Source organism: Amycolatopsis panacis, from assembly GCF_003600245.1.
Taxonomy (GTDB): Bacteria; Actinomycetota; Actinomycetes; order Mycobacteriales; family Pseudonocardiaceae; genus Amycolatopsis; species Amycolatopsis sulphurea.
Map to the genome: position 1 here is coordinate 1 of NZ_QZFV01000143.1, position 18460 is coordinate 18460.

Consider the following 18460-nt stretch of genomic DNA (forward strand, 5'->3'; position numbering starts at 1 on the left):
GTGTGTGCGACCACCTCGTGGCGTGCGCCGGACCGGTTTCGGGTCTGTGAAGGGACCCTTCACAGACTCAGAGTCCGTGAAGGGTCCCTTCACAGACCTCTACACCGACTTTGCCGGAACCCTGGCCCCAGAGGCTGTGAAGGTGCCCTTCACAGCCGGCCGGTTTCCCCAGCGCGAGAGGAGACAACCGCCGCGCGGATCAGTGGTCCGGCACGATCTTGAGCCGGGTGACCGGCGGTTCGTAGCTCTCGTCGTCCTCCGGCGGCAGGGACTGCTTCGCCATCATCGTCAGGGTGCCGATGAGATGGTCCTGCACCGCCTCGCTGGCGGCCTCCGCGTTGCCCGCGATGACGGCGTCGTAGATCTTTTCGTGCACGGCCAGGATGTCGCCGAGTGTGCGGGTCTTCGTGGTGGACAGGCCGAGGGCGTGCATCTGGCCGCGGGTGTTCGCCACGACGGTGACCACCCGGTCGTTGCCGGCCGCGCGCACGATCGTCTCGTGGAAGGCGAGATCGTGCTTCTGGAAGAGCAGCTCGTCGCCTGCGTCGGTCGCCTTGCGCATGCCGGCGAACGCCTTCTTGAACTCCGCGCGGTCGCGGTCGCCCATCCGGGTCGCGGCGCGGTAGGCCGAGGGTGCTTCCAGCAGCAGCCGCAGCGAGTAGATCTCCTCGATGTCCTTGATCGACAGTTCGAGGATGCGCACGCCGCGGCTGCGCTCGAATTTGACCATGCCGTTGGCCGCGAACTGCAGGAGCGCCTCGCGGACCGGCGTGCGGGACACGCCCAGCTTGGCCGCGATGTCCGCGACCGAGTGCAACGAGCCGGGCGCGAGTTCGCCGGACCGGATCGCGGCCCGGATCTGTTCGAAGACCCGCTCGGTCAGGGAGGCGGTGTCGCTGGATAGTGGCTTCACGCGTGCGGCTCTTTTCCTGGGCTGGTGAGGGAGCAGATTACAAGAACGACAGATCGGCGCCCTCGCTGGCGGGCAGCACGGTTTCGGCGTAGAGCCGCCGCCAGCCCCGCTCCGGCAGGGGCGCGGGCGTGAACGTGGCCAGCCGCCGCGCCACCTCTTCCTCGTCGACGAGCAGGTCGATGCGCCGCGCGGGGACGTCCAGCCGGATGAGATCGCCGTTGCGGACGGCGGCGAGCGGGCCGCCGGCCGCGGCTTCGGGATCGCAGTGCAGCACGACGGTGCCGTACGACGTGCCGCTCATCCGCCCGTCGGACACCCGGACCATGTCCCGCACGCCCTGGCGCGCCAGCTTCGCCGGGATCGGCAGCGCGCCCGCCTCCGGCATCCCGGCGGCGATCGGCCCGGCCATCCGCAGGACGAGCACGTGGTCCGGGGTGAGGTCGAGGTCCGGGTCGTCGAGGATCGCGGCGATGTCCTGATCGGCGTCCACCACGAACGCGGGACCGGTGTGCCGCACCAGTTCCGGGCTCGCGGCCGAGGCCTTGATCACCGCGCCGGAGGGGGCGAGCGAGCCGGTGAGCACGGCGAGGGCGCCGGGCGCGCCGAGCGGGTCGTCCATGGTCCGGACCACCGGGCGGGTGCCGGCGTGCGGCCGGACGTCCGCGATCAGCTCGGCCAGTGGTGTCCCGGTGACGCCGGTGGTCGAAGTGTCCAGAAGCGGTTCCAGTTCCTTGAGCAGCATCGGAAGCCCGCCCGCGCGGTGGAAGTCCTCCATGTAGTTGGCGCCCGAGGGCTTGCAGTCCACCAGCAACGGGACCTTCGCGCCGATCGTGTCGAAGTCGCCGAGTGCAAGGCCGACGCCCGCGCGCCGGGCGACGGCGGTCAGGTGGACGAGCGCGTTGGTGGAACCACCGAGCGCGGCCAGGACCTTGATCGCGTTCTCGAAGGCCGCGCGGGTGAGGATCTCCCGTGGTTTCGGCGTGCCCGCGCGGGCGAGTTCCACGGCGTGGCGCCCGGTCGCGACACCGTGCCGCAGCCGGGCGCCCGTGGACGCGCCGGGGGTGGCCCCGCCGGGCAGCATCATGCCCAGGGTCTCGGTCAGGCAGGCCATCGTCGACGCGGTGCCCATCACCGCGCAGGTGCCCGCGGTGGTCACCAGCTCGCCGCGAGCCTCGGTGATTTCGGCGGTGTCCAGCTCCCCGCCCCGGTGGTTGCCCCACAGCCGGCGGCAGTCGGTGCACGCGCCGAGCCGCTCGCCCCGCCAGCTGCCGGTCATCATCGGCCCCACCACCTCCAGCAGCACCGGCTTGTCCGAGGACGCGGCGGCCATCAGCTGGGCGGGCACGGTCTTGTCGCAGCCGCCCAGCAGCACCGCGGCGTCCATCGGGAGCGCCCGGATCATCTCCTCGGTGTCCATCGCCATCAGGTTCCGGAACAGCATGGTGGTGGGGGAGGTGAGGATCTCGCCGAGCGAGAGGGTCGGGAATTCCATCGGCAGCCCGCCCGCTTCGAGCACGCCCCGCCGCACGGCCTGCAGCAGCGCCGGCATGTCGCGGTGGCAGGTGTTGTAGTCCGAAGTGGTCACCGCGATGCCGACCACGGGCCGGTCGAGGTCGACGTCGTCGAAGCCGCGGGAGGCGAGGAACGCGCGGCGCAGATACCGGCTGAATCCCTCGTCCCCGTAGGAGGTCCGGCTCGCATCGACCGCGGACTTGGACTCGTGCTCAGACATGTGTTCCCCTCACGTGCGCGTGGGTCGGTGCGGGTGGGTCAGTGCTGGTCACCGGGACAGCGGCATCGCGAGCGGGCGCATCGGCGCCCCGGTCGCGCCGCGGATCTTCAGTCCGGCGCCGAGGAAGGCGAACTCGTACAGCGATTCCGCCGCGAGCTGCTCGCAGTCGACGAGTTCCATGATCGGCACCCCGGCCTCGCCGAGGAGATAGGTATGGACCACCTGCCAGTTCTCCGGATCACGGGCGGGCATCTGTTCGAGCGCGGAGTTGTCGCCCGCGATCACCGCGGCGCCCGCTTCGGCCAGGAACCGCGCCCCGGACAGGTTCAGCCCGGGGCTGTTGTCGATATAGCGCACCGGGTCCGGCCACTGCGTCATCCGGCCGGTCCGGACCAGGGCGATGTCTCCGGGGGAGAAGGTGGTGCCCTGCTTCTTCAGGGCGTCCCGGAGATCCTCGGCGCCGATGCCGTAGTTGTCCGGCAGCATGTCCACGCCGTGCAGACCGGCCACGTCGAACAGCACGCCACGGCCGATGATGGGCGGGATCTTGTCGGCGCCGCACCGGGTCCAGTGCCGCGAACTCAGATGCTGGGCGGCGGAGAACCCGTTCCAGATCTCCCCGTGGTAGCCGAAGTGGTTGAGCGTGTCGATGTGCGTTCCGGTGTGCGTGTACATCGACACGGCGTCGCCCGAGTAGGACACCAGCCGGTTCTGCGTGTCGCCCGCGCCGGTCAGGTTGTCGAGAAGGGTCCCGTCCGGGGTGTGGGTCATCCACTGCTGGAACGGCGGATCACCGGCCTTGACCCACGACGGCATGCCCATGAACAGGTCGACGGACAGGTCGATCGCCGCGCCGCCGTCGGCCCGGCGGACGACCTCGCGCGCCTTGTCCGCCGACAGCAGGTTGAGCATGCCGATCTCATCGCCGGACCCGAACGGGCTCCGGCTCACCTTCCGGAATTCGGCGGCGTACGCGGCGATCTTGTGCCGGGTGGCCTCGGTGATCAGTTCAGGTCCGCACACGACTCGGGTCCTCCTCGGTGATCGCCGTATACCGGGACGGTTTGCGTTCGGCGAAGATCCGCAGCTCGTATTCGCCCGGTACGAATACGAGATCCTTGGTCCGGGCCTGGACCAGATCCACGTCGGTGCCGAAGACCCCTTCGTCCGCACCGGCGTTGACCAGCACCTCGCCCGAGGGCGCCACGATCTGGCTGTGCCCGAGGTATTCCGTGCCGTTCTCGTGGCCGGTCCGGTCGGACACCGCGAGGTAGACGAGATTCTCCAGCGCCCGCACGCGGGTCACGTGCTCGGCGAGGAAGGTCGCCTTCAGCGGCCACGCGGTGGGCATGGCGATGACGTCCGCGCCTTCGAGCGCGAGCACCCGCGCCGATTCGGGGAAGCGGAGGTCGAAGCAGATCATCACGCCGACCTTCCCGAACGGCGTCTCGACGACCCGCGGGGTGTCGCCGCGGCCGGGGGAGACGAACCGGTCGGCACCCATATACGGCAAGTGCTGCTTGCGATACGTGCCGAGCACGCCTTCCGGCCCGAGCGTCGCCGCGCAGTTGTAGAGCTCGTCGCCGTCGGATTCGAGGAACCCGACCACGGCGTGCACGGAAGCCGCGCGGCAGGCCTGCACCAGCCGGTCGATCCGGGGATCGCCCAGCCGGATCGCGGCCTGGGCGACGGCGGCCCGCGAGTCGTAGAGGTACCCGCTCAGCGCGCATTCCGGGAAGACGACCAGATCCGCGTTCCCCGCCTGCCCGATCGCCTCGATCACGGCGGCGAGGTCGGCATCGGGGGCCGGCCCCGCCGGAGGGAGCTGAGCGACCGCGATTCGCGCGGTTCCGTGTGTCCGGTTCACGTCCCGTTGCACCGCCCTTCCTGCTGAAACGATAGTGGCACGTTGCATGCAACATATCAATAGACCTCTTGACATGCTACATATCGCATGCGAGTCTCATCGTCACTCGGGATCCCATCGCCGCAGGTCAGTGGCGGCACAACGAAGTAGGGACAAGCGATGCGGAACGCGGTCATGGTCACCGGCGCGGCCGGCGGGATCGGCGCGGCGATCGCCCGGTCGGTCGCCGCGGCCGGAAGGCCCGTCCTGCTGGCCGACCGGAACTCCGGCGGCGCCGAGCGGGTCGCGGCCGAGGTGCGCGCGGCCGGCGGCGAGGCGCTCGCGCAGGCCGTCGACGTGACCGACGAATCCTCGGTCGAGGCCGCGGTTGCCACGGCCACCGCGGCCTGGGGCCGGATCGGCGGGCTCGTCACCTGCGCGGCCACGATGGCCGCCGCGCCGCTGACCGAGACCACGCAGGCGGACTGGACCCGGGTCCTGGACGTGAACGCCACCGGCACTTTCCTGGCCTGCAAGCACGCAGTGCGCGCGATGGTCGGGCAGGGCACGGGCGGCGCGATCGTCAACGTCTCGTCCATCTCGGGCCGGGTGGGGCTGGCGAACCAGGCGGCGTACTGCGCGTCGAAAGGCGCGGTACGCCAGCTGAGCCGGCAGATCGCGGTCGACTACGCGCAGCACAACGTGCGCTGCAACGTGGTGAGCCCGGGCTCGGTACGCACCGAGCAGTTGCAGACCTACCTTGCCGCGCAAGCGGATCCGGCCGCCGCGGAACGCGCGCTGGTCGCCGCCCATCCGGTGCGGCGGGTGGCCGACGCCGCCGAGATCGCCTCGGTGGTCACGTTCCTGCTCAGTCCGGCGGCGAGCTACGTCACCGGTGCCGACCTGGCCGTCGACGGCGGCTATACCGCCCAGTGAATCCCTTACGGCGCAACAGAAAGGACTCGGCGATGTCGGTCGATCTCCGGGAGCCCCGGCAGCGGGTGGCGCAGCGCCCGAGGCTGCCGCGCGGACCGTTCGTCCCGGTGTGGGTGATGACCGCGGCGCTGTTCGCGATCAGCCCGCTGCTCGCGCCCGGGAGCCTGTCGGGCTCCGCGCTCAGCTCGATGCTGCCGTTCGCCGCGATCCTCGGGATCGCCGCGCTGGGCCAGGCGTTCGTGATCACCCAGGGCGGCATCGATCTGTCCGTGCCGGGGGCGATGGCGCTGGCCGCGCTGTTCGCCACCAAGGTGCCCGCGCTGACCGGGCTGCCGCTGGCGGTCTCGGCGGTGCTCGGGCTGCTCGCCGGCGGCGCCGCCGGACTGGTGGTCGGCGTGCTCGTGGTGCGCCTGCGGATCGCCGCGTTCGTGGTGACCCTCGCGATGAACGCGATCCTCATCGGGTTCGTCCTGCAGATCTCGAACGGGTTCCCGGCTTCGGCGAACCCGGCCGTGAGCGCTTTCGCGACCGGATCGGTGGCCGGGGTGCCGAATCTGCTGATCATCGCCGTGCTGCTGGTGGCGCTCACGCAATGGCTGCGCCGGCGCACGGTCGCGGGCCGGCGGTTCGTGAGCGTCGGGGCGAATCCGGCGGCCGCCCGGCTGCTGGGCATTCGCGCCGAGGGCTACCAGGTCGCGGGGTACGGCATGGCCGGGCTGCTGTACGCGGTGGCCGGGCTGCTGCTCGCGGCGTATCTGCGTACGCCCGACATTCTGCTCGGCAACACCTACCAGCTTTCGTCCATCGCCGCGGTCGTGCTCGGGGGGAGCCTGCTGACCGGTGGCGTGAGCAGTGCGGTCGCGGCCGGTGTCGCGGCGATCTTCCTGACGCAGCTCAACCAGGTCGTGCTCGCCGCCGGTGCGCCGACCTCGATCCAGCTGCTCGTCCAAGCGGCCGTGCTCGCCTTGGCCGTCGTGGCGCGCAGAGTGCCCTTCGGCGCGCTCGCCCGGCGCCTGCGCCCGTCCCGTCCTGTCCAGTAACCCCCTCTGCAGTAACCCCTCCGGAAAATGGGAGTCACCATGGTCACCAACCGACGCCGTGTGCTGGCCGCTGGTTCTTTGGTCGCCGTCGCGCTCGTCGGCGCAGGCTGCGCGAGCCCGAAAGGGGGAGGAGGTTCCGCCTCGAACGTCAACTCGGTCTACACCGACAAGGGACGGATCGGGGAGGCCTCGCAGCTCAAGCCGATCACCGAGTTCTGCGGCACCACCCCGCTGAAGGTCGCGCTGGCCGACGGCACCGGGGACAACGCCTGGCGCAAGACCGCGCGTGCCGAGTTCGAGGACGAGGCCGCGAAGTGCCCGAACCTCACCGTGATGCCGTACTCCGACGCGCAGAACAACCCCCAGAAGGCGATCAGCGACATCAAGGCCCTCGTCGCGCAGGGCGCGAACGCGATCGTCGTGTTCCCGGACGCGGGACAGGCGCTGCTGCCGACGCTGAAGGAGGCCTACCAGGCCGGGGTCGCGGTCGTGCCGTGGACCGCGAACCCGGGCGGCACGCCCGGCACCGACTACACCACCTTCGTCGGCCACAACACGATCAACGACGGGCACACCTGGGCGCGCTGGACGTGCCAGCACCTGGGCGACGCCGGTGGCAACGTGCTGGTCCTCGGCGGCACGCCCGGCAACACCCAGAGCACCACGGAGATCAAGGGCGTCGAGGACGAGTTCGCGAGCAACCCCGCGTGCGGCAAGGCGAAGCTGCTCAACGAGCCCGGCAAGCCGATCGACACCGACTGGAACCCGGCGCAGACCCAGCGCGTGGTCTCGGGCCTGCTGACCAAGTACCCGAGGATCGACGCGATCATCTCCGACTCCGGTGACGGGTCGGTCGGCGGCCTGCGGGCGTTCACCGCCGCCGGCCGGAAACTGCCGCTGTGGACGGCCAATGACAACAACGGGTTCGCCTGCCAGTGGCAGCAGATCCACGGCCAGCAGGCGGACTTCAACGTCGTGACGGTGTCGAGCCGGACCTGGCTGGTGCGCCTCGCGCTGCGCAAGGCCGTCGCCTCGAAGGAGAACATCGCGGACAACGAGCCGGACATCGTGAACATCCCGGTTTACGAGGACAGCTTCGACCAGGCCAAGCAGCCCAAGTGCGAGGCCTCGCTGCCCGCCAGCGCGATTCTGTCCGCGCAGCTGCCGCCCGCGAAGTTCAAGACCATCTACAACTAAGAGGACGCCATGCCTGAATCGAACGCCAGCCTGGTGCTGCGCGGGGTCACGAAACGCTTTCCCGGCGTCCTCGCGCTGGACGGTGTGGACTTCGAAGCCGCCGCGGGCGAGATCCACGCCCTCGTCGGGGGCAACGGCGCCGGGAAGTCGACCCTGATGGCGGTCGCCTCGGGGGCGCTCAAACCGGACAGCGGGGCGGTCGAGATCGCGGGCCGCCCGCTGACCGGGCTGTCCCCGGTGGCCGCCCGGGAACACGGTCTCGCGATCGCGTTCCAGCATCCGGCGCTGCTGCCCGACCTCACGGTGACCGAGAATCTGATGCTCTCGGTGCCGGTCGCCAAGCGCCCGCGGTTCGGGGACGCGGCGAGCTGGGCGGAGGAGAAGCTGCGGGCGATGGGCATGCCGATCGACCCTGCGGTGCCCGTCCGGGAGCTGAACCTCGCCCAGAAACAGGCGGTCGAGATCTGCGGTGCGCTCGCCTGCGATCCGGACGTGGTGATCTTCGACGAGCCGACCGAGCCGTTCATGGCCGCGGAGACCGACCGGCTGTTCGAGCACATCCGCGAACTGGCCGCGCGGGGCGTCGCCGTCGTCTACATCAGCCACCGGCTGCCCGACGTGTTCGCCCTCGCCGACCGGATCACCGTGCTGCGCGACGGGCAGGTCCGCGGGACCTTCGCCCGGTCCGACGTGACCGAGCAGGAGATCGTCACGCGGGTCGCCGGACGTGAGGTCACCGCGCTGTTCCCGGCCAGGGCCGCCGATCCCGGCGAGCCCGTGCTGAGCGTGCAGGACCTCACCTCCGAGCGGCTCGGCGGGGTGAGCGTTTCCTTGGCCCGCCGGGAGATCCTCGGGCTCGCCGGCGTCGAGGGCAACGGCCAGCGCGAGTTCATCCGCGCGCTGGGCGGCGCCGCGCCGGGCCGGGGGCGGGTGAGCATCGAGGGCAGGCCCGCCGACCTGTCGAGCCCGCGCCGGGCCCGCGCGGCCGGGGTCGTGCTGATGCCGCAGGAACGGCATGTGGAAGGGGTCGCGACCGTCCATTCGGTACGGGAGAACCTCACCGTCGCGGCGACCGGCGCGACCTCGCGGGCCGGGGTCATCGCGGCGGGCCGCGAGGACCAGCTCGTCCGGCGCGAGGTCTCGGGGCTCGGCATCAAGCTCGCGTCCCCGGAGGTCGCGGTCGAGACCCTCTCCGGCGGCAATCAGCAGAAGGTCGTGCTCGGCCGGGCGCTGCTGTCGGAGCCCAAGGTGCTGCTGTGCGACGAACCCACCCAGGGCATCGACGTCGGCGTCCGGTCCGACATCTACCACCGGCTGCGTGAGACGGCCGAAGGCGGCGTGCCGGTCGTGGTGCTCAGTTCCGACAACGTGGAGCTGGCCGGCCTGTGCGACCGCGTGCTGGTCTTCTCGAAAGGGCAGGTGGTCGCGGAGCTGGCCGGCGAGGAGATCACCGACGACGCGATCACCACCGCGTCGTTGACCGGATCGGTGGCCACGCAGGAGGAACAGGCCACCGGCCCGCACCGCGGCCGTCGCCGGTTCCTCTCCGGTGAGCAGGGTCCGAGCCTGGTCCTGCTCGCCGCGATCCTGGTGCTGCTCGCCGTGGGCGCGGGGCAGAACGGCCGGTTCCTGTCCGCGTTCAACATTTCGAGCATGCTGGAGCTGGCCGGTCCGCTGCTGTTCCTCTCCGCCGGGCAGCTGATCGTGATGCTCACCGGCGGGATCGATCTGTCCGTGGGGCCGTTGTGCGGCGCGCTCGTGGTGGTGGGCTCCTTCTATATCGGGGACGACTTCGCGGCGACCTGGTGGATCGTCGGCATCGCGCTGATGGTGCTGGTCGCGGTCGGCGTCGGCCTGCTCAACGGCGGTCTGGTGAAGTTCGCGCGGGTCACGCCGGTGGTCGCGACGCTGGTGACCTTCATGGGCCTGCAAGGCCTGTCGCTGTTCATGCGCGATGTGCCCGGCGGGCCCATCGCCGAGCCGGTCACCTCGTTCCTGAAGGCGAAGATCGGCCCGGTGCCGTGGCCGGTGCTCGCCGGGGTGGTGCTCCTGGTCCTGCTCGAACTCGGTTCGCGCCGCAGTGTGACCGGCCTGTTCCTGCGCGGCACGGGTTCGGACGACAAAGCCGCGCACAAGCGCGGGATCCCGGTCTCGCGGGTCTACGTGCTGGCCTATGTGGCCAGTGCCGTGTGCACTCTGCTCGGCGCGTTCCTGCTGGCCGCGCAGACCGGGATCGGCGACCCCACCGCGGGCACCTCCTACACGCTCACGAGCATCACGGCCGTGGTGCTGGGCGGAGCCTCGATCTTCGGCGGGCGGGGGAGTTTCGTGGGCGTCCTGTTCGGCGTGCTGCTGCTCCAGGTGACCCAGACGACTGCCTCGTTCGCCGGGCTCTCGCAAGCCTGGCAGTACTGGCTGCCGGGAATCATGGCGCTGGCGGCGACCGGGCTGTTCGCTCAGGTGCAGCGCCGCCGCAGGCGGGCGTGAGGCCCTGCTGAAGTACGCGACGCGCGCCGGACCGGTCGGTCCGGCGCGCGTCGCTGTGTGATGTGCGTCATGACCGGGCTACCGGGACGGTCGTCGTGCGGTCCGAGGGTTCCGGTGGCAAGCGGTGATTTTCGGACTGCTGGGGGAGAACTGCCACGCGCGACTGCCGGTACGAACCCGGCTACTCCTCAGGCGCCGTCGTACGCCCATTCGGCCGCGGCGTCGCGTAGCCGTCCGGTATCGGCGCGTCGGCACCCGCGTGCGGCCTGGGGGTCTTCGCCGAGATCAACCGGGTGCTCAGGGCGGGTGGCCCGGCTCTTCGAGCAGCGCGGCCCGCGCCGGGAACGATCCACTGTGGACGGAGGGTGTGAGCACTCCACAGTGGATCGGAGAAGTCGGTGGGAAGATGACTACCGAGGGTAGCTGTTCGTCGGAGATGAATCGCCCGGCCCGCCGGCCGGTCCCCCTCCGCGGCAACTGCGCGGGATGTGCTGGCCGGGTTGGAAAAATACGGTGGAAGTCTGCTGTAACAACCAGTGCCGGGCCCCCGATATCTTGCCGTGTGTTAACCCCTTCGGGGTGCAGGGCGATTGCTGAGCGTGGGTGTCGGTAATTACTCTGCGTGTCCGCTGGTGGGTCGTTCTCGACGTACTCGAGGAGCGCGGGAGGCCAGATGGAGCAACCGGTCAGACCTTATGCCGAGGGCGGTGAGCCGAAGGTGCCGTCGATCGGCCCGGACGGCCTGCCGGCCGCGGTTCGCGGCGTGGCGGGCAGGTCACGCCCCGTCGACGTTGCGGCTCCAGGAAAGCCGCACATCGTCGACTTCGCGTCGACGGGGAAGTCGCGCCCCGTCGACCTCGCGAAAACGGGGAAGTCGCGCCCCGTCGACCTCGCGAAGGCGGGGATGCCGCCCGCCGACCTCGCGAAGGCGGGGAAGTCGCGCCCCGCCGACGTTGCGACAGCAGGAAAGCCGCACCTCATCGACCTCGCGACGCTGACGCGGGGCACCGGCGCGGCGGCGCCCGAAGCCGGTCCGGCGGCGGACGGCGGCGTGCCGACCTCCGGCGGCGCGCCGGATCCGGTCGCCCCCGAGGCACCTCCGGCGCCGCCGAAGTCGCACCCGGCTTCGTGGGAGAAGCGTTATCAGGCAACGGTCGTCGGGTCCGACCTCGCCACGTCGGGCGTCGTGATCGGGATCAGCGCCTTCGTGATCGACCGGGTCGCGCCGCAGGACATGCACGCGGTCGGCACGGCGCTCGCGGTGATCTGCGCGCTCGCGGTGTGCCGCGCGTGGAGCGGCCGGATGCTCGGCGAAGGGCCGGAGGAGTACCGCACGCTCGGCCGGGGCCTGATCGTCGCGGCGGTCCTCGTCGCGCTCGGCGGGCTGCTCTTCGGCGCGCTCGAAGTCCAGCCGTGGGTCTTCATCGTGGTGCCGGTGCTGGCGCTTGTACTGTTCCCGCAACGGTATCTGCTGCGCCGCATGCTGCACCGGAGGCGTCGCCGCGGCGACTGCCTGCTGCCCGTGCTGGCGGCCGGCAGCAACGCGACGCTGTCGGACCTGATCACCTGCACCCGCCGCGAATCCCACGTCGGCTGGCGCGTCGAGGCGGTCTGCACGCCCGACGGCCACGGCCCGGACGGGGAACGCGACGAGGTCGACGGCGTGCCGGTGGTCGGGACGCTGGAAGAACTCTCCCGCCACGCCCGCCGTGGCGGATACCGGGTCGTGGCCATCACCGCGGACCAGTACTGGAATCCGCGGCGGCTGCAGCAGCTCGCCTGGGATCTCGAAGGTACCTCCGCGGAGATGGTCGTCGCGCCGATGCTGATGGAGGTGGCCGGGCCGCGGCTGAACGTCAGCGGGGTGCTGGGCATGCCGCTGCTGCGGGTCACCGCCCCGGCGTTCACCGGCGGGCGGCGGCTGGTCAAGGAGGTCGTCGACCGGCTGGGGGCGGCGCTGCTGCTCCTGCTGTTCTCCCCGCTGCTGCTGATGATCGCGATCGCGGTGAAACTCGGCGACGGCGGCCCGGTGCTCTATCGCCAGTGCCGCGTGGGCAAGGACGGCGCGAGCTTCACCATGCTGAAGTTCCGCACCATGGTGCCGAACGCGCACCTGATCCGGAAGACGATGGACGGTGACAACGAGGGCGCCGGACCGCTGTTCAAGATGAAGCGCGATCCGCGGGTGACCCGCGTCGGCGGCCTGCTGCGCCGGTACTCGCTCGACGAGCTGCCGCAACTGGCCAACGTGGTCTCCGGCAGGATGTCCCTGGTCGGCCCCCGGCCGCCGTTGCCGGAGGAGACCGCGCGGTACGCGCCGCACGTGCGCCGCAGGCTGCTGGTGAAGCCGGGCCTGACCGGGCTGTGGCAGGTCAGCGGCCGCAGTGATCTGACCTGGGCGGAGAGCGTCCGGCTGGATCTGCGGTACGTCGAGGACTGGTCGCTCGCGCTGGACGTGGCCATCCTCTGGAAGACCGTGCGGGCGGTGCTCGCGGGCCAGGGCGCCTACTGATCCGCGTGGGGCGGGTCACAGTAGACGATCACCGGTGCGGAAATAGTCAAGCGCTCAACTATGTTGGGAGGTGGTACAGACTTCAGCACGGGAAGGACCATCGAGTCTCATGACCACAACCGCCCAGTCCGCCGCGGAACTCCCGCTCCCCGCCGAGGTCCAGGACCTCCTGTTCCGCGAGGCGCGCACCGCCAACAGCTTCAGCACCGAGCCGGTGACCGACGAGCAGGTCCGCGCCATCTACGACCTGGTCAAATGGGCGCCGACCTCGATGAACACCCAGCCGCTGCGCGCGCTGGTGATCCGCTCGGACGAGGGCCGGCAACGGCTGCTGCCGCACCTGATGGAGGGCAACCGGGCCAAGACCGCCACCGCGCCGGTCACCGTGATCCTGGCCGCCGACGTCGACTTCCACGAGAACATCCCGCAGACCTTCCCGCACAACCCGGGCGTCAAGGACCTGTTCACCGAGGAGGCGCGCCGCGTCGAGTTCTCCCGGCTGAACTCGCTGCTGCAGGTCGGCTACTTCATCATCGGCGTCCGCGCGGCCGGCCTGGCCGCCGGCCCGATGACCGGCTTCGACGCGGCCGGCGTGGACCGCGAGTTCTTCGGCGGCAACAACTGGCGCTCCCTGGTCGTGGTCAACGTCGGCAAGCCCGGCGAGGACCCGTGGTTCGACCGGCTGCCGCGGCTGGACTTCGAGCAGGTCGTCGAGACCGTCTGAACCATCGCCGGAAGGCCGCCTCTGCCACCGTGCGGGGCGGCTTTCCCCTGCCGCGGGCGCTGTGAAGGGTCCCTTCACGGACGCTGAGGCTGTGAAGGGTCCCTTCACGGACGCTGAGGCTGTGAAGGGACCCTTCACAGCCTTGCTGTGCTCTTTCGTGCCCGCCCGAGCCATGCGCACAGCGGCCCGGAAAATGCGGCTGTGCGAGGGAAACGGCACACGAGCGGTTGACTGGTGTTGCCGTCGTTCTCGTGTGGACCTCAGCCGGAGCGCGCCTCCGTGCGTGCCGACACAGACCATTCGTCCGCCAGGACCGAGTAGAGGACTGAGTCGCGCCAAGCACCGTTCGTGAAAACGTGGTCGCGGAGAAGGCCTTCTCGGACGAACCCCAGCCGTTCCACCACGTTCTGCGACGCCACGTTGTCGGGCCCGATCGCCGCTGTCACCCGGTGGAGGTCCAGCTGCCCGAACGCGAACTCAAGCGTGGTCCGTACCGCGTCAGCAGCGTAGCCCTTCCGCCAGTGGTGGGCCATGACTGCGTATCCGAGCTTCGCCGCCCGGACGCCCGTCAAGCCGAGGCGGCAGAAGCCGATCAGCCGGTCGGCGCCGAGTTCGGTCATGCCCAGGTAGTACTCGTTCCTCGGCCTGATCTTCGCGCGTTGCACTGCGTCATTGATCATTGTCTGGGCCGCTTCCCGGTTCCTGCTGTCAAACGACAGGAACCGAGTCACCCGATCGTCGCCGACGATCGCGAACGCGTCCGGCCCATCCGAGCGACGGAACTCCCGCAGCCGCGTCAGCTTGCCGGAGATCTCCACCTCGTCGAGGTCGTTCGTGGTCACTGCGGGAGCGCCAGTCGCTGCGCGGCGAAGGTCGTCATCGAGTCGGACAGCTCGTCAACGACCCGGGTTTCGCCGGTCACTTGGCCGAGGTGCCGCTGAACGTGTTGCACTGCAACGATCACCCCGTGGGTCCGCTGCGCCGTCGGCAGCTCCATGACGGCCTCCATGGCCTCGGCGGCGCCCTCGAACTCGCCGCGGCTGATTCGTGAGATGGCGAGTGCGCATCGGGTGCCGGCCTCGTCTCCGAACGCGCGATCACTCGGGTCCGCGGCTTCATAGGCGTTGATCGCTTCGAGGGCGAACTTTTCGGTCTGGTCGGCGGCGGCCGTGCCGCTCCACGAGAACGTCTCGGCAGCGTAGTAGAGCTGACGTGGGCGATTGAACGTGCAGAAGCCACCCAGCTCGTCGAGGTCGTCGCGCTGGACCCGCTCGTGTGCCTCGGCCGCCCGTTCGAGGGCACACTGTGCCTCGTCGTACTTGCCCAAGGCCGCGAGCGACCGAGCTTTGCCGGACGCGAGCCATACGGAGGAGGTGTTCCGGCTCCGGTCCGCGAACTCGGCACCTTGCTCGGCGTACCGTACGGAGTCCGTGTATCGGCCGGCCCAGTAGGCGATCAGGGACTGCAGCCCTCGGGCCCAGGCCTTGAGGCCGTCGTGGCCGGCGTAGTCAGCAGCGTTGAAGGCGACGCGAGCGTGGGTCAAAGCCTCGTCGGACGCGCCGGTGTCATGGGATGCGCGTGCCATGAGTCCCGAGGCGACACCTGCCAGCAGATGCAGGTCGCGCGCCTGGGCAGGCTTCTGTCGCCCTTCCAGCAGTTCGAAGATCTTGTGCTGTGTCTCGCTCATGTCCGCCAGCAGTTCTGCCAGCGGCCGCTGCTGGTACTCGACCGTCAGCCGGCGGACGTCGTCGGTGAGCTGGTCCAGACTCTCTGTGCCCACGTTGGGTACCTCCATCCTGCTCAGGAAATCGCGCGCGCGGCGAGCCGCGGCGACGATCACCTGCCGTTGCCGGTCGGATTGCTCGTGATCGAGTGGTTCTGCGCCCGGGCCGAGGGTGCGAGGATGCCGGACCAGACCACTGCCGTGTGGCGGGCCGAGTAGGTGAGCCGCCGATTCACCGAAGATCTGTTCCAGGACGGCTTGCGAGTGGCTGTAGGGCCGGCCCTTCACTTCACCGTTGAACCAGCGGTAGGCCTGGCGCTCCGACATCTCGTTGCCGGTGATCGCCTCGAACCTCCTGCGCAGGTCACGCAGCGTCATCCGGCGCTGCTTCATCACCTGCGCGAGTCGTGTCCGAGGCAACTCTTCGTCGACCATCGGCCTCTCTTCCCCGTCGGACTTCTTCCACAGTAGGGCGGACGACTCGCGCCCGGCGACCAGGAACCTCAGAAGGCAGAGGAAGGCAGAGGAAGGCAGGAGCCGCGACGTTCCGATGTCAGCGGGAGCGGGGGAATGTGGACGGCGGGTCACAGCACGTGACCAGCGTGGACCGCTCGACCTTCGTGAGCCGAGGGCTTCGAGCCTGGTCCGGCATCCGGTCTCGCCAGCAATGGCGTGCGGAAAGGAGAAGAAATGGAAGAGCACGGCCTGTTCATCGGTGTTCGGGAGCTGACCGGGCCACGCGACCGTGTCGACCTGTCGCACGGGGACCCGTCCACGAGTGGAGGCGGGGACGGGCACGGCGACGCGGGAGGCGATGGCCTGAACATCCCGGAGTGATCCAGGCAAGCAACGGCTCACGGTGGCAGGCCGGCAGCCCTGTTCTGCAGGTCTGCCACCCCACGTCAGGAAGGAACCTTGTGGACCACCGCGTCATCACGGAAATCGAGAAGGCCCTCGGCTGGAGCGGTCCGCAGCCACTCGGCCAGAGCTTCGCACAGGGAGCCCTCGCGGACACGACGCTGTGCACCAGACTGCTGACACCTTCGCGCCTGTTGGACATGATCATGCGGCGGTCGTTGTCCTCCCCGCAGTTCCGCTGCTTTCAGGGAGGGACAGAGATCCACCCGGACGAGTACCTCGCCGACGTCCGTACACGCCGGGGTCCGAGCCGGACGATGGCCCGGATGGACCGTCTTGGCCACCTCATGGAAGCAGGTTGCACGATCGTTCTCGATACACTCGACACGTTCGACCCGACCATGGAAATCACGTGTCAGGCCATGCAGTGGTGGTCGCGTGAACTGGTCCAGGTCAACACGTACCTGACGACCAACGAGGCTGCCGGGTTCACCATGCACTGGGACGACCATGACGTCATCGTGGTCCAGCTCGGCGGGGAAAAGACCTGGGAGGTCCGGGGAACCTCGCGCACCGCGCCCATGTATCGAGACACCGAGCGTCCCACCGAGGCACCCGCCGACGTCGTGTGGTCCGGCACGATGAGAGCCGGCGACGTCATGCATATTCCGCGTGGCTACTGGCATCAAGCCACCCGAGCCGAACGCGGCGAAGGCTACAGCCTGCACGCCACGTTCGGACTCGTGAAACGAACCGGTGTCGACTGGCTTGCCTGGGTGGCGGACCACGCGCGGGAGGAGCAGGAGTTCCGACTCGACCTGGACCGGTGGTCGGGCCCGACCACTCAAGCCGCGCAGGCAGCACACCTCGTGTCGACGGTGCCGGCGCTCGTGCCCAGCCATTCGCAGGAGTCGTATCTCCGCCTCCGCGAGCAAGAACGTCGATCGCGGCGCCACGTCACGACAGCAGGGGTCTTCGGGCCCCCGCGCCACGTCCTGTGCATGACGGATTTCCCGCCGTACTTCGAGACGAACGGAGACACCGTCGAAGTCTTGGGGGCCAAGAAGGCCGTGGGTTTCGCGATCGAGGCCGAACCCGCGTTACGTTTGCTGCTGTCCGGCAACCCGGCGAACATCGAACACGTTTCACGCCGCACCGGACTGGACGCTTCCGCCATCGCGGCAACGTTGCTCGCCACTGGCCTGTGCGCCGAACTGACTGAAGAACTGGACGCCGGTTGCGCCGGCCTGGTCGGCCGAGCGGGAGCACCCGGTTGACCACGTTACCTGCTGAGATCGACCGGCCACGCCTCGTGGATGATGCGCGGAGTCCGGTTACCGCCCGTCGGAAGGGGTCTTAGGGTGTCCTCCCAGCTTTCCCGCGGCCCATCGGGTGTCTTCGACATCCGCGAGCACGAGCACGAAGACGTCCTCCGTCGTGTCGAGCACGTCTTCGGGGTCGACCTTGAACGGGCTTCGGTGGTCTACGGCGAGTCCGGAGCGACTGAGGGGTTCCGCACGAGCAGCGGCACGTGGATGCGGATTGAGCGGCGGCATCGGTGGCGGATCAACAGCGCGATCTGGGTCGGCCTCGAAGCAGCCTCGACCGTCCAGGGCGTGCGAAAGCCGGAGTGGTTTCAAGGCGCAACGTGGGTCGACCACGCTCGGGGCCTCGCGTGGCGAGCCGATGAGGTCGAGTTCATCTCGGCGCCGGTCGTAGGTGACCCGATCACGGCGAAAACGCTGCCGGACGAGTGGTGGGCGACTCTGCGGCAGTCGCTGGCCGCTCTCGCCGAGCACCCGACCGAGCGTGTGGGCATGACCCAGGCGCACCTGACCAAGCGGATCGATGAGGTATTCCCCGGGGTCGACACCATCGTGGACGACTGGGCTACTGCGCACGCTGACGTGCACTGGGGCAATCTGTCGACGGAAGGACACCTGATCGACTGGGAAGACTGGGGCACAGCTCCGCGGGGGCTCGACGCCGCCACCTTGTGGCAGTCGGCTCTTCCGGACCCGGCCGTGGCGGCCCGTGTTCAAGAAGAGTTCGCCGAGGACCTGCAAACCCGGTCCGGCAAGCTGTCCCAGTTGCTGGCCTGCGCCAACGCTATCCGTGTCGCCGCTCGCTGGGGGATGCCGACTCCGCTGTCCGAACCTGCGAAAGCGGCATCAGCGGAGTTGCTTAAGTGGTTGCAGGGCTAGTGTGTGTATTTCTGCTGGCCGGCCTTCTGGCCAGCAGAAACAGGCCCAAGCGGTGAGATGCCCACGAAGGCAATTCGACAGTGCCGCCGTGCCGGACGGCTGCTCCGTGCCCGCCCGAGACCGACCCGCAGGCGCTGTGAAGGCCACCTTCACGGACTCTGGGGCTGTGGTCTCGGCAAAGTCGGTGTGGAGGTCCGTGAAGGGACCCTTCACAGACTCAGAGTCCGTGAAGGGTCCCTTCACGGACCCGAAACCGGTCCGGCGCACGCCACGAGGTGGTCGCACACA

At 69.6% G+C, this 18460-nt stretch carries 15 protein-coding genes; 9 read left to right on the forward strand and 6 right to left on the reverse strand.

What is annotated here, in order from left to right; translation table 11 throughout:
• Positions 1 to 199: 199 nt before the first annotated feature.
• From D5S19_RS30130 to D5S19_RS30145, 4 genes are read right to left on the reverse strand one after another with little or no spacing between them, the layout of a single operon-like run.
• The gene (locus D5S19_RS30130) at positions 200 to 913 is read right to left on the reverse strand and encodes a GntR family transcriptional regulator (RefSeq protein WP_120026737.1); all 714 of its coding nucleotides are present in this window, start codon (positions 911 to 913) and stop codon (positions 200 to 202) included.
• A gap of 37 nt (positions 914 to 950) precedes the next feature.
• A complete protein-coding gene (locus D5S19_RS30135; protein WP_120026738.1) occupies positions 951 to 2645 on the reverse strand; it encodes a dihydroxy-acid dehydratase in 1695 nt (564 codons plus the stop codon).
• A gap of 48 nt (positions 2646 to 2693) precedes the next feature.
• On the reverse strand, positions 2694 to 3668 hold the full coding sequence (locus tag D5S19_RS30140; RefSeq protein WP_120026739.1) for a cyclase family protein: 975 nt from the start codon (positions 3666 to 3668) through the stop codon (positions 2694 to 2696).
• Positions 3655 to 4524, reverse strand: coding sequence for a carbon-nitrogen hydrolase family protein (locus D5S19_RS30145; RefSeq protein ID WP_233574253.1), 870 nt, complete (start codon positions 4522 to 4524; stop codon positions 3655 to 3657). Before D5S19_RS30145 ends, D5S19_RS30140 begins: the two co-directional genes overlap by 14 nt.
• Positions 4525 to 4671: 147 nt before the next feature.
• Here D5S19_RS30145 and D5S19_RS30150 point away from each other — a divergent pair, with 147 nt between their 5' ends.
• The 6 genes from D5S19_RS30150 to D5S19_RS30175 all read left to right on the forward strand — a co-directional run bounded on the left by D5S19_RS30150 (position 4672) and on the right by D5S19_RS30175 (position 13387).
• Positions 4672 to 5427 (forward strand): SDR family NAD(P)-dependent oxidoreductase, encoded by a 756-nt coding sequence (locus D5S19_RS30150; RefSeq protein ID WP_120026740.1) that lies wholly within the window; start codon positions 4672 to 4674, stop codon positions 5425 to 5427.
• A 32-nt stretch (positions 5428 to 5459) separates the two neighbouring features.
• Positions 5460 to 6467, forward strand: coding sequence for an ABC transporter permease (locus tag D5S19_RS30155; protein WP_120026741.1), 1008 nt, complete (start codon positions 5460 to 5462; stop codon positions 6465 to 6467).
• 39 nt (positions 6468 to 6506) lie between these two features.
• Entirely contained in the window at positions 6507 to 7664 is a 1158-nt protein-coding gene (locus D5S19_RS30160; protein ID WP_158605674.1) for a substrate-binding domain-containing protein, read from the forward strand.
• A gap of 9 nt (positions 7665 to 7673) precedes the next feature.
• Entirely contained in the window at positions 7674 to 10151 is a 2478-nt protein-coding gene (locus tag D5S19_RS30165; protein WP_120026743.1) for an ATP-binding cassette domain-containing protein, read from the forward strand.
• Between the two features lie 673 nt (positions 10152 to 10824).
• On the forward strand, positions 10825 to 12663 hold the full coding sequence (locus tag D5S19_RS30170; RefSeq protein ID WP_233574254.1) for a sugar transferase: 1839 nt from the start codon (positions 10825 to 10827) through the stop codon (positions 12661 to 12663).
• A 109-nt stretch (positions 12664 to 12772) separates the two neighbouring features.
• Positions 12773 to 13387: a malonic semialdehyde reductase gene (locus D5S19_RS30175; RefSeq protein ID WP_120026744.1), complete on the forward strand. Its 615-nt coding sequence runs from the start codon at positions 12773 to 12775 to the stop codon at positions 13385 to 13387.
• A gap of 260 nt (positions 13388 to 13647) precedes the next feature.
• Here the strand turns inward: D5S19_RS30175 and D5S19_RS30180 are convergent, their stop codons facing one another.
• On the reverse strand, positions 13648 to 14205 hold the full coding sequence (locus D5S19_RS30180) for a GNAT family N-acetyltransferase (RefSeq protein ID WP_233574255.1): 558 nt from the start codon (positions 14203 to 14205) through the stop codon (positions 13648 to 13650).
• Positions 14206 to 14225: 20 nt separating this feature from the next.
• Positions 14226 to 15545, reverse strand: coding sequence for a helix-turn-helix domain-containing protein (locus tag D5S19_RS30185; protein WP_120026746.1), 1320 nt, complete (start codon positions 15543 to 15545; stop codon positions 14226 to 14228).
• Positions 15546 to 15800: 255 nt separating this feature from the next.
• Between D5S19_RS30185 and D5S19_RS32635 the strand changes: the two genes are divergently transcribed.
• From D5S19_RS32635 to D5S19_RS30195, 3 genes are all read left to right on the forward strand, one after another.
• Positions 15801 to 15947: a hypothetical protein gene (locus D5S19_RS32635; RefSeq protein WP_199730783.1), complete on the forward strand. Its 147-nt coding sequence runs from the start codon at positions 15801 to 15803 to the stop codon at positions 15945 to 15947.
• 338 nt (positions 15948 to 16285) lie between these two features.
• Entirely contained in the window at positions 16286 to 17245 is a 960-nt protein-coding gene (locus D5S19_RS30190) for a cupin domain-containing protein (RefSeq protein WP_233574256.1), read from the forward strand.
• Positions 17246 to 17329: 84 nt separating this feature from the next.
• Positions 17330 to 18172 carry a phosphotransferase gene (locus D5S19_RS30195; RefSeq protein ID WP_233574257.1) on the forward strand — a complete coding sequence of 281 codons (843 nt, stop codon included), beginning with the start codon at positions 17330 to 17332 and terminating at the stop codon, positions 18170 to 18172.
• Positions 18173 to 18460: the final 288 nt, after the last annotated feature.

Bases quoted from the DNA above. Each gene is read 5' to 3' on its own strand.
- D5S19_RS30150 (WP_120026740.1), top strand. From the start codon at position 4,672: ATGCGGAACGCGGTCATGGTCACCGGCGCGGCCGGCGGGATCGGCGCG.
- D5S19_RS30135 (WP_120026738.1), bottom strand. From the start codon at position 2,645: ATGTCTGAGCACGAGTCCAAGTCCGCGGTCGATGCGAGCCGGACCTCC.
- D5S19_RS30160 (WP_158605674.1), top strand. From the start codon at position 6,507: ATGGTCACCAACCGACGCCGTGTGCTGGCCGCTGGTTCTTTGGTCGCC.
- D5S19_RS30190 (WP_233574256.1), top strand. From the start codon at position 16,286: ATGGCCCGGATGGACCGTCTTGGCCACCTCATGGAAGCAGGTTGCACG.
- D5S19_RS30185 (WP_120026746.1), bottom strand. From the start codon at position 15,545: ATGGTCGACGAAGAGTTGCCTCGGACACGACTCGCGCAGGTGATGAAG.
- D5S19_RS30175 (WP_120026744.1), top strand. From the start codon at position 12,773: ATGACCACAACCGCCCAGTCCGCCGCGGAACTCCCGCTCCCCGCCGAG.
- D5S19_RS30170 (WP_233574254.1), top strand. From the start codon at position 10,825: ATGGAGCAACCGGTCAGACCTTATGCCGAGGGCGGTGAGCCGAAGGTG.
- D5S19_RS30165 (WP_120026743.1), top strand. From the start codon at position 7,674: ATGCCTGAATCGAACGCCAGCCTGGTGCTGCGCGGGGTCACGAAACGC.
- D5S19_RS32635 (WP_199730783.1), top strand. From the start codon at position 15,801: ATGGAAGAGCACGGCCTGTTCATCGGTGTTCGGGAGCTGACCGGGCCA.
- D5S19_RS30155 (WP_120026741.1), top strand. From the start codon at position 5,460: ATGTCGGTCGATCTCCGGGAGCCCCGGCAGCGGGTGGCGCAGCGCCCG.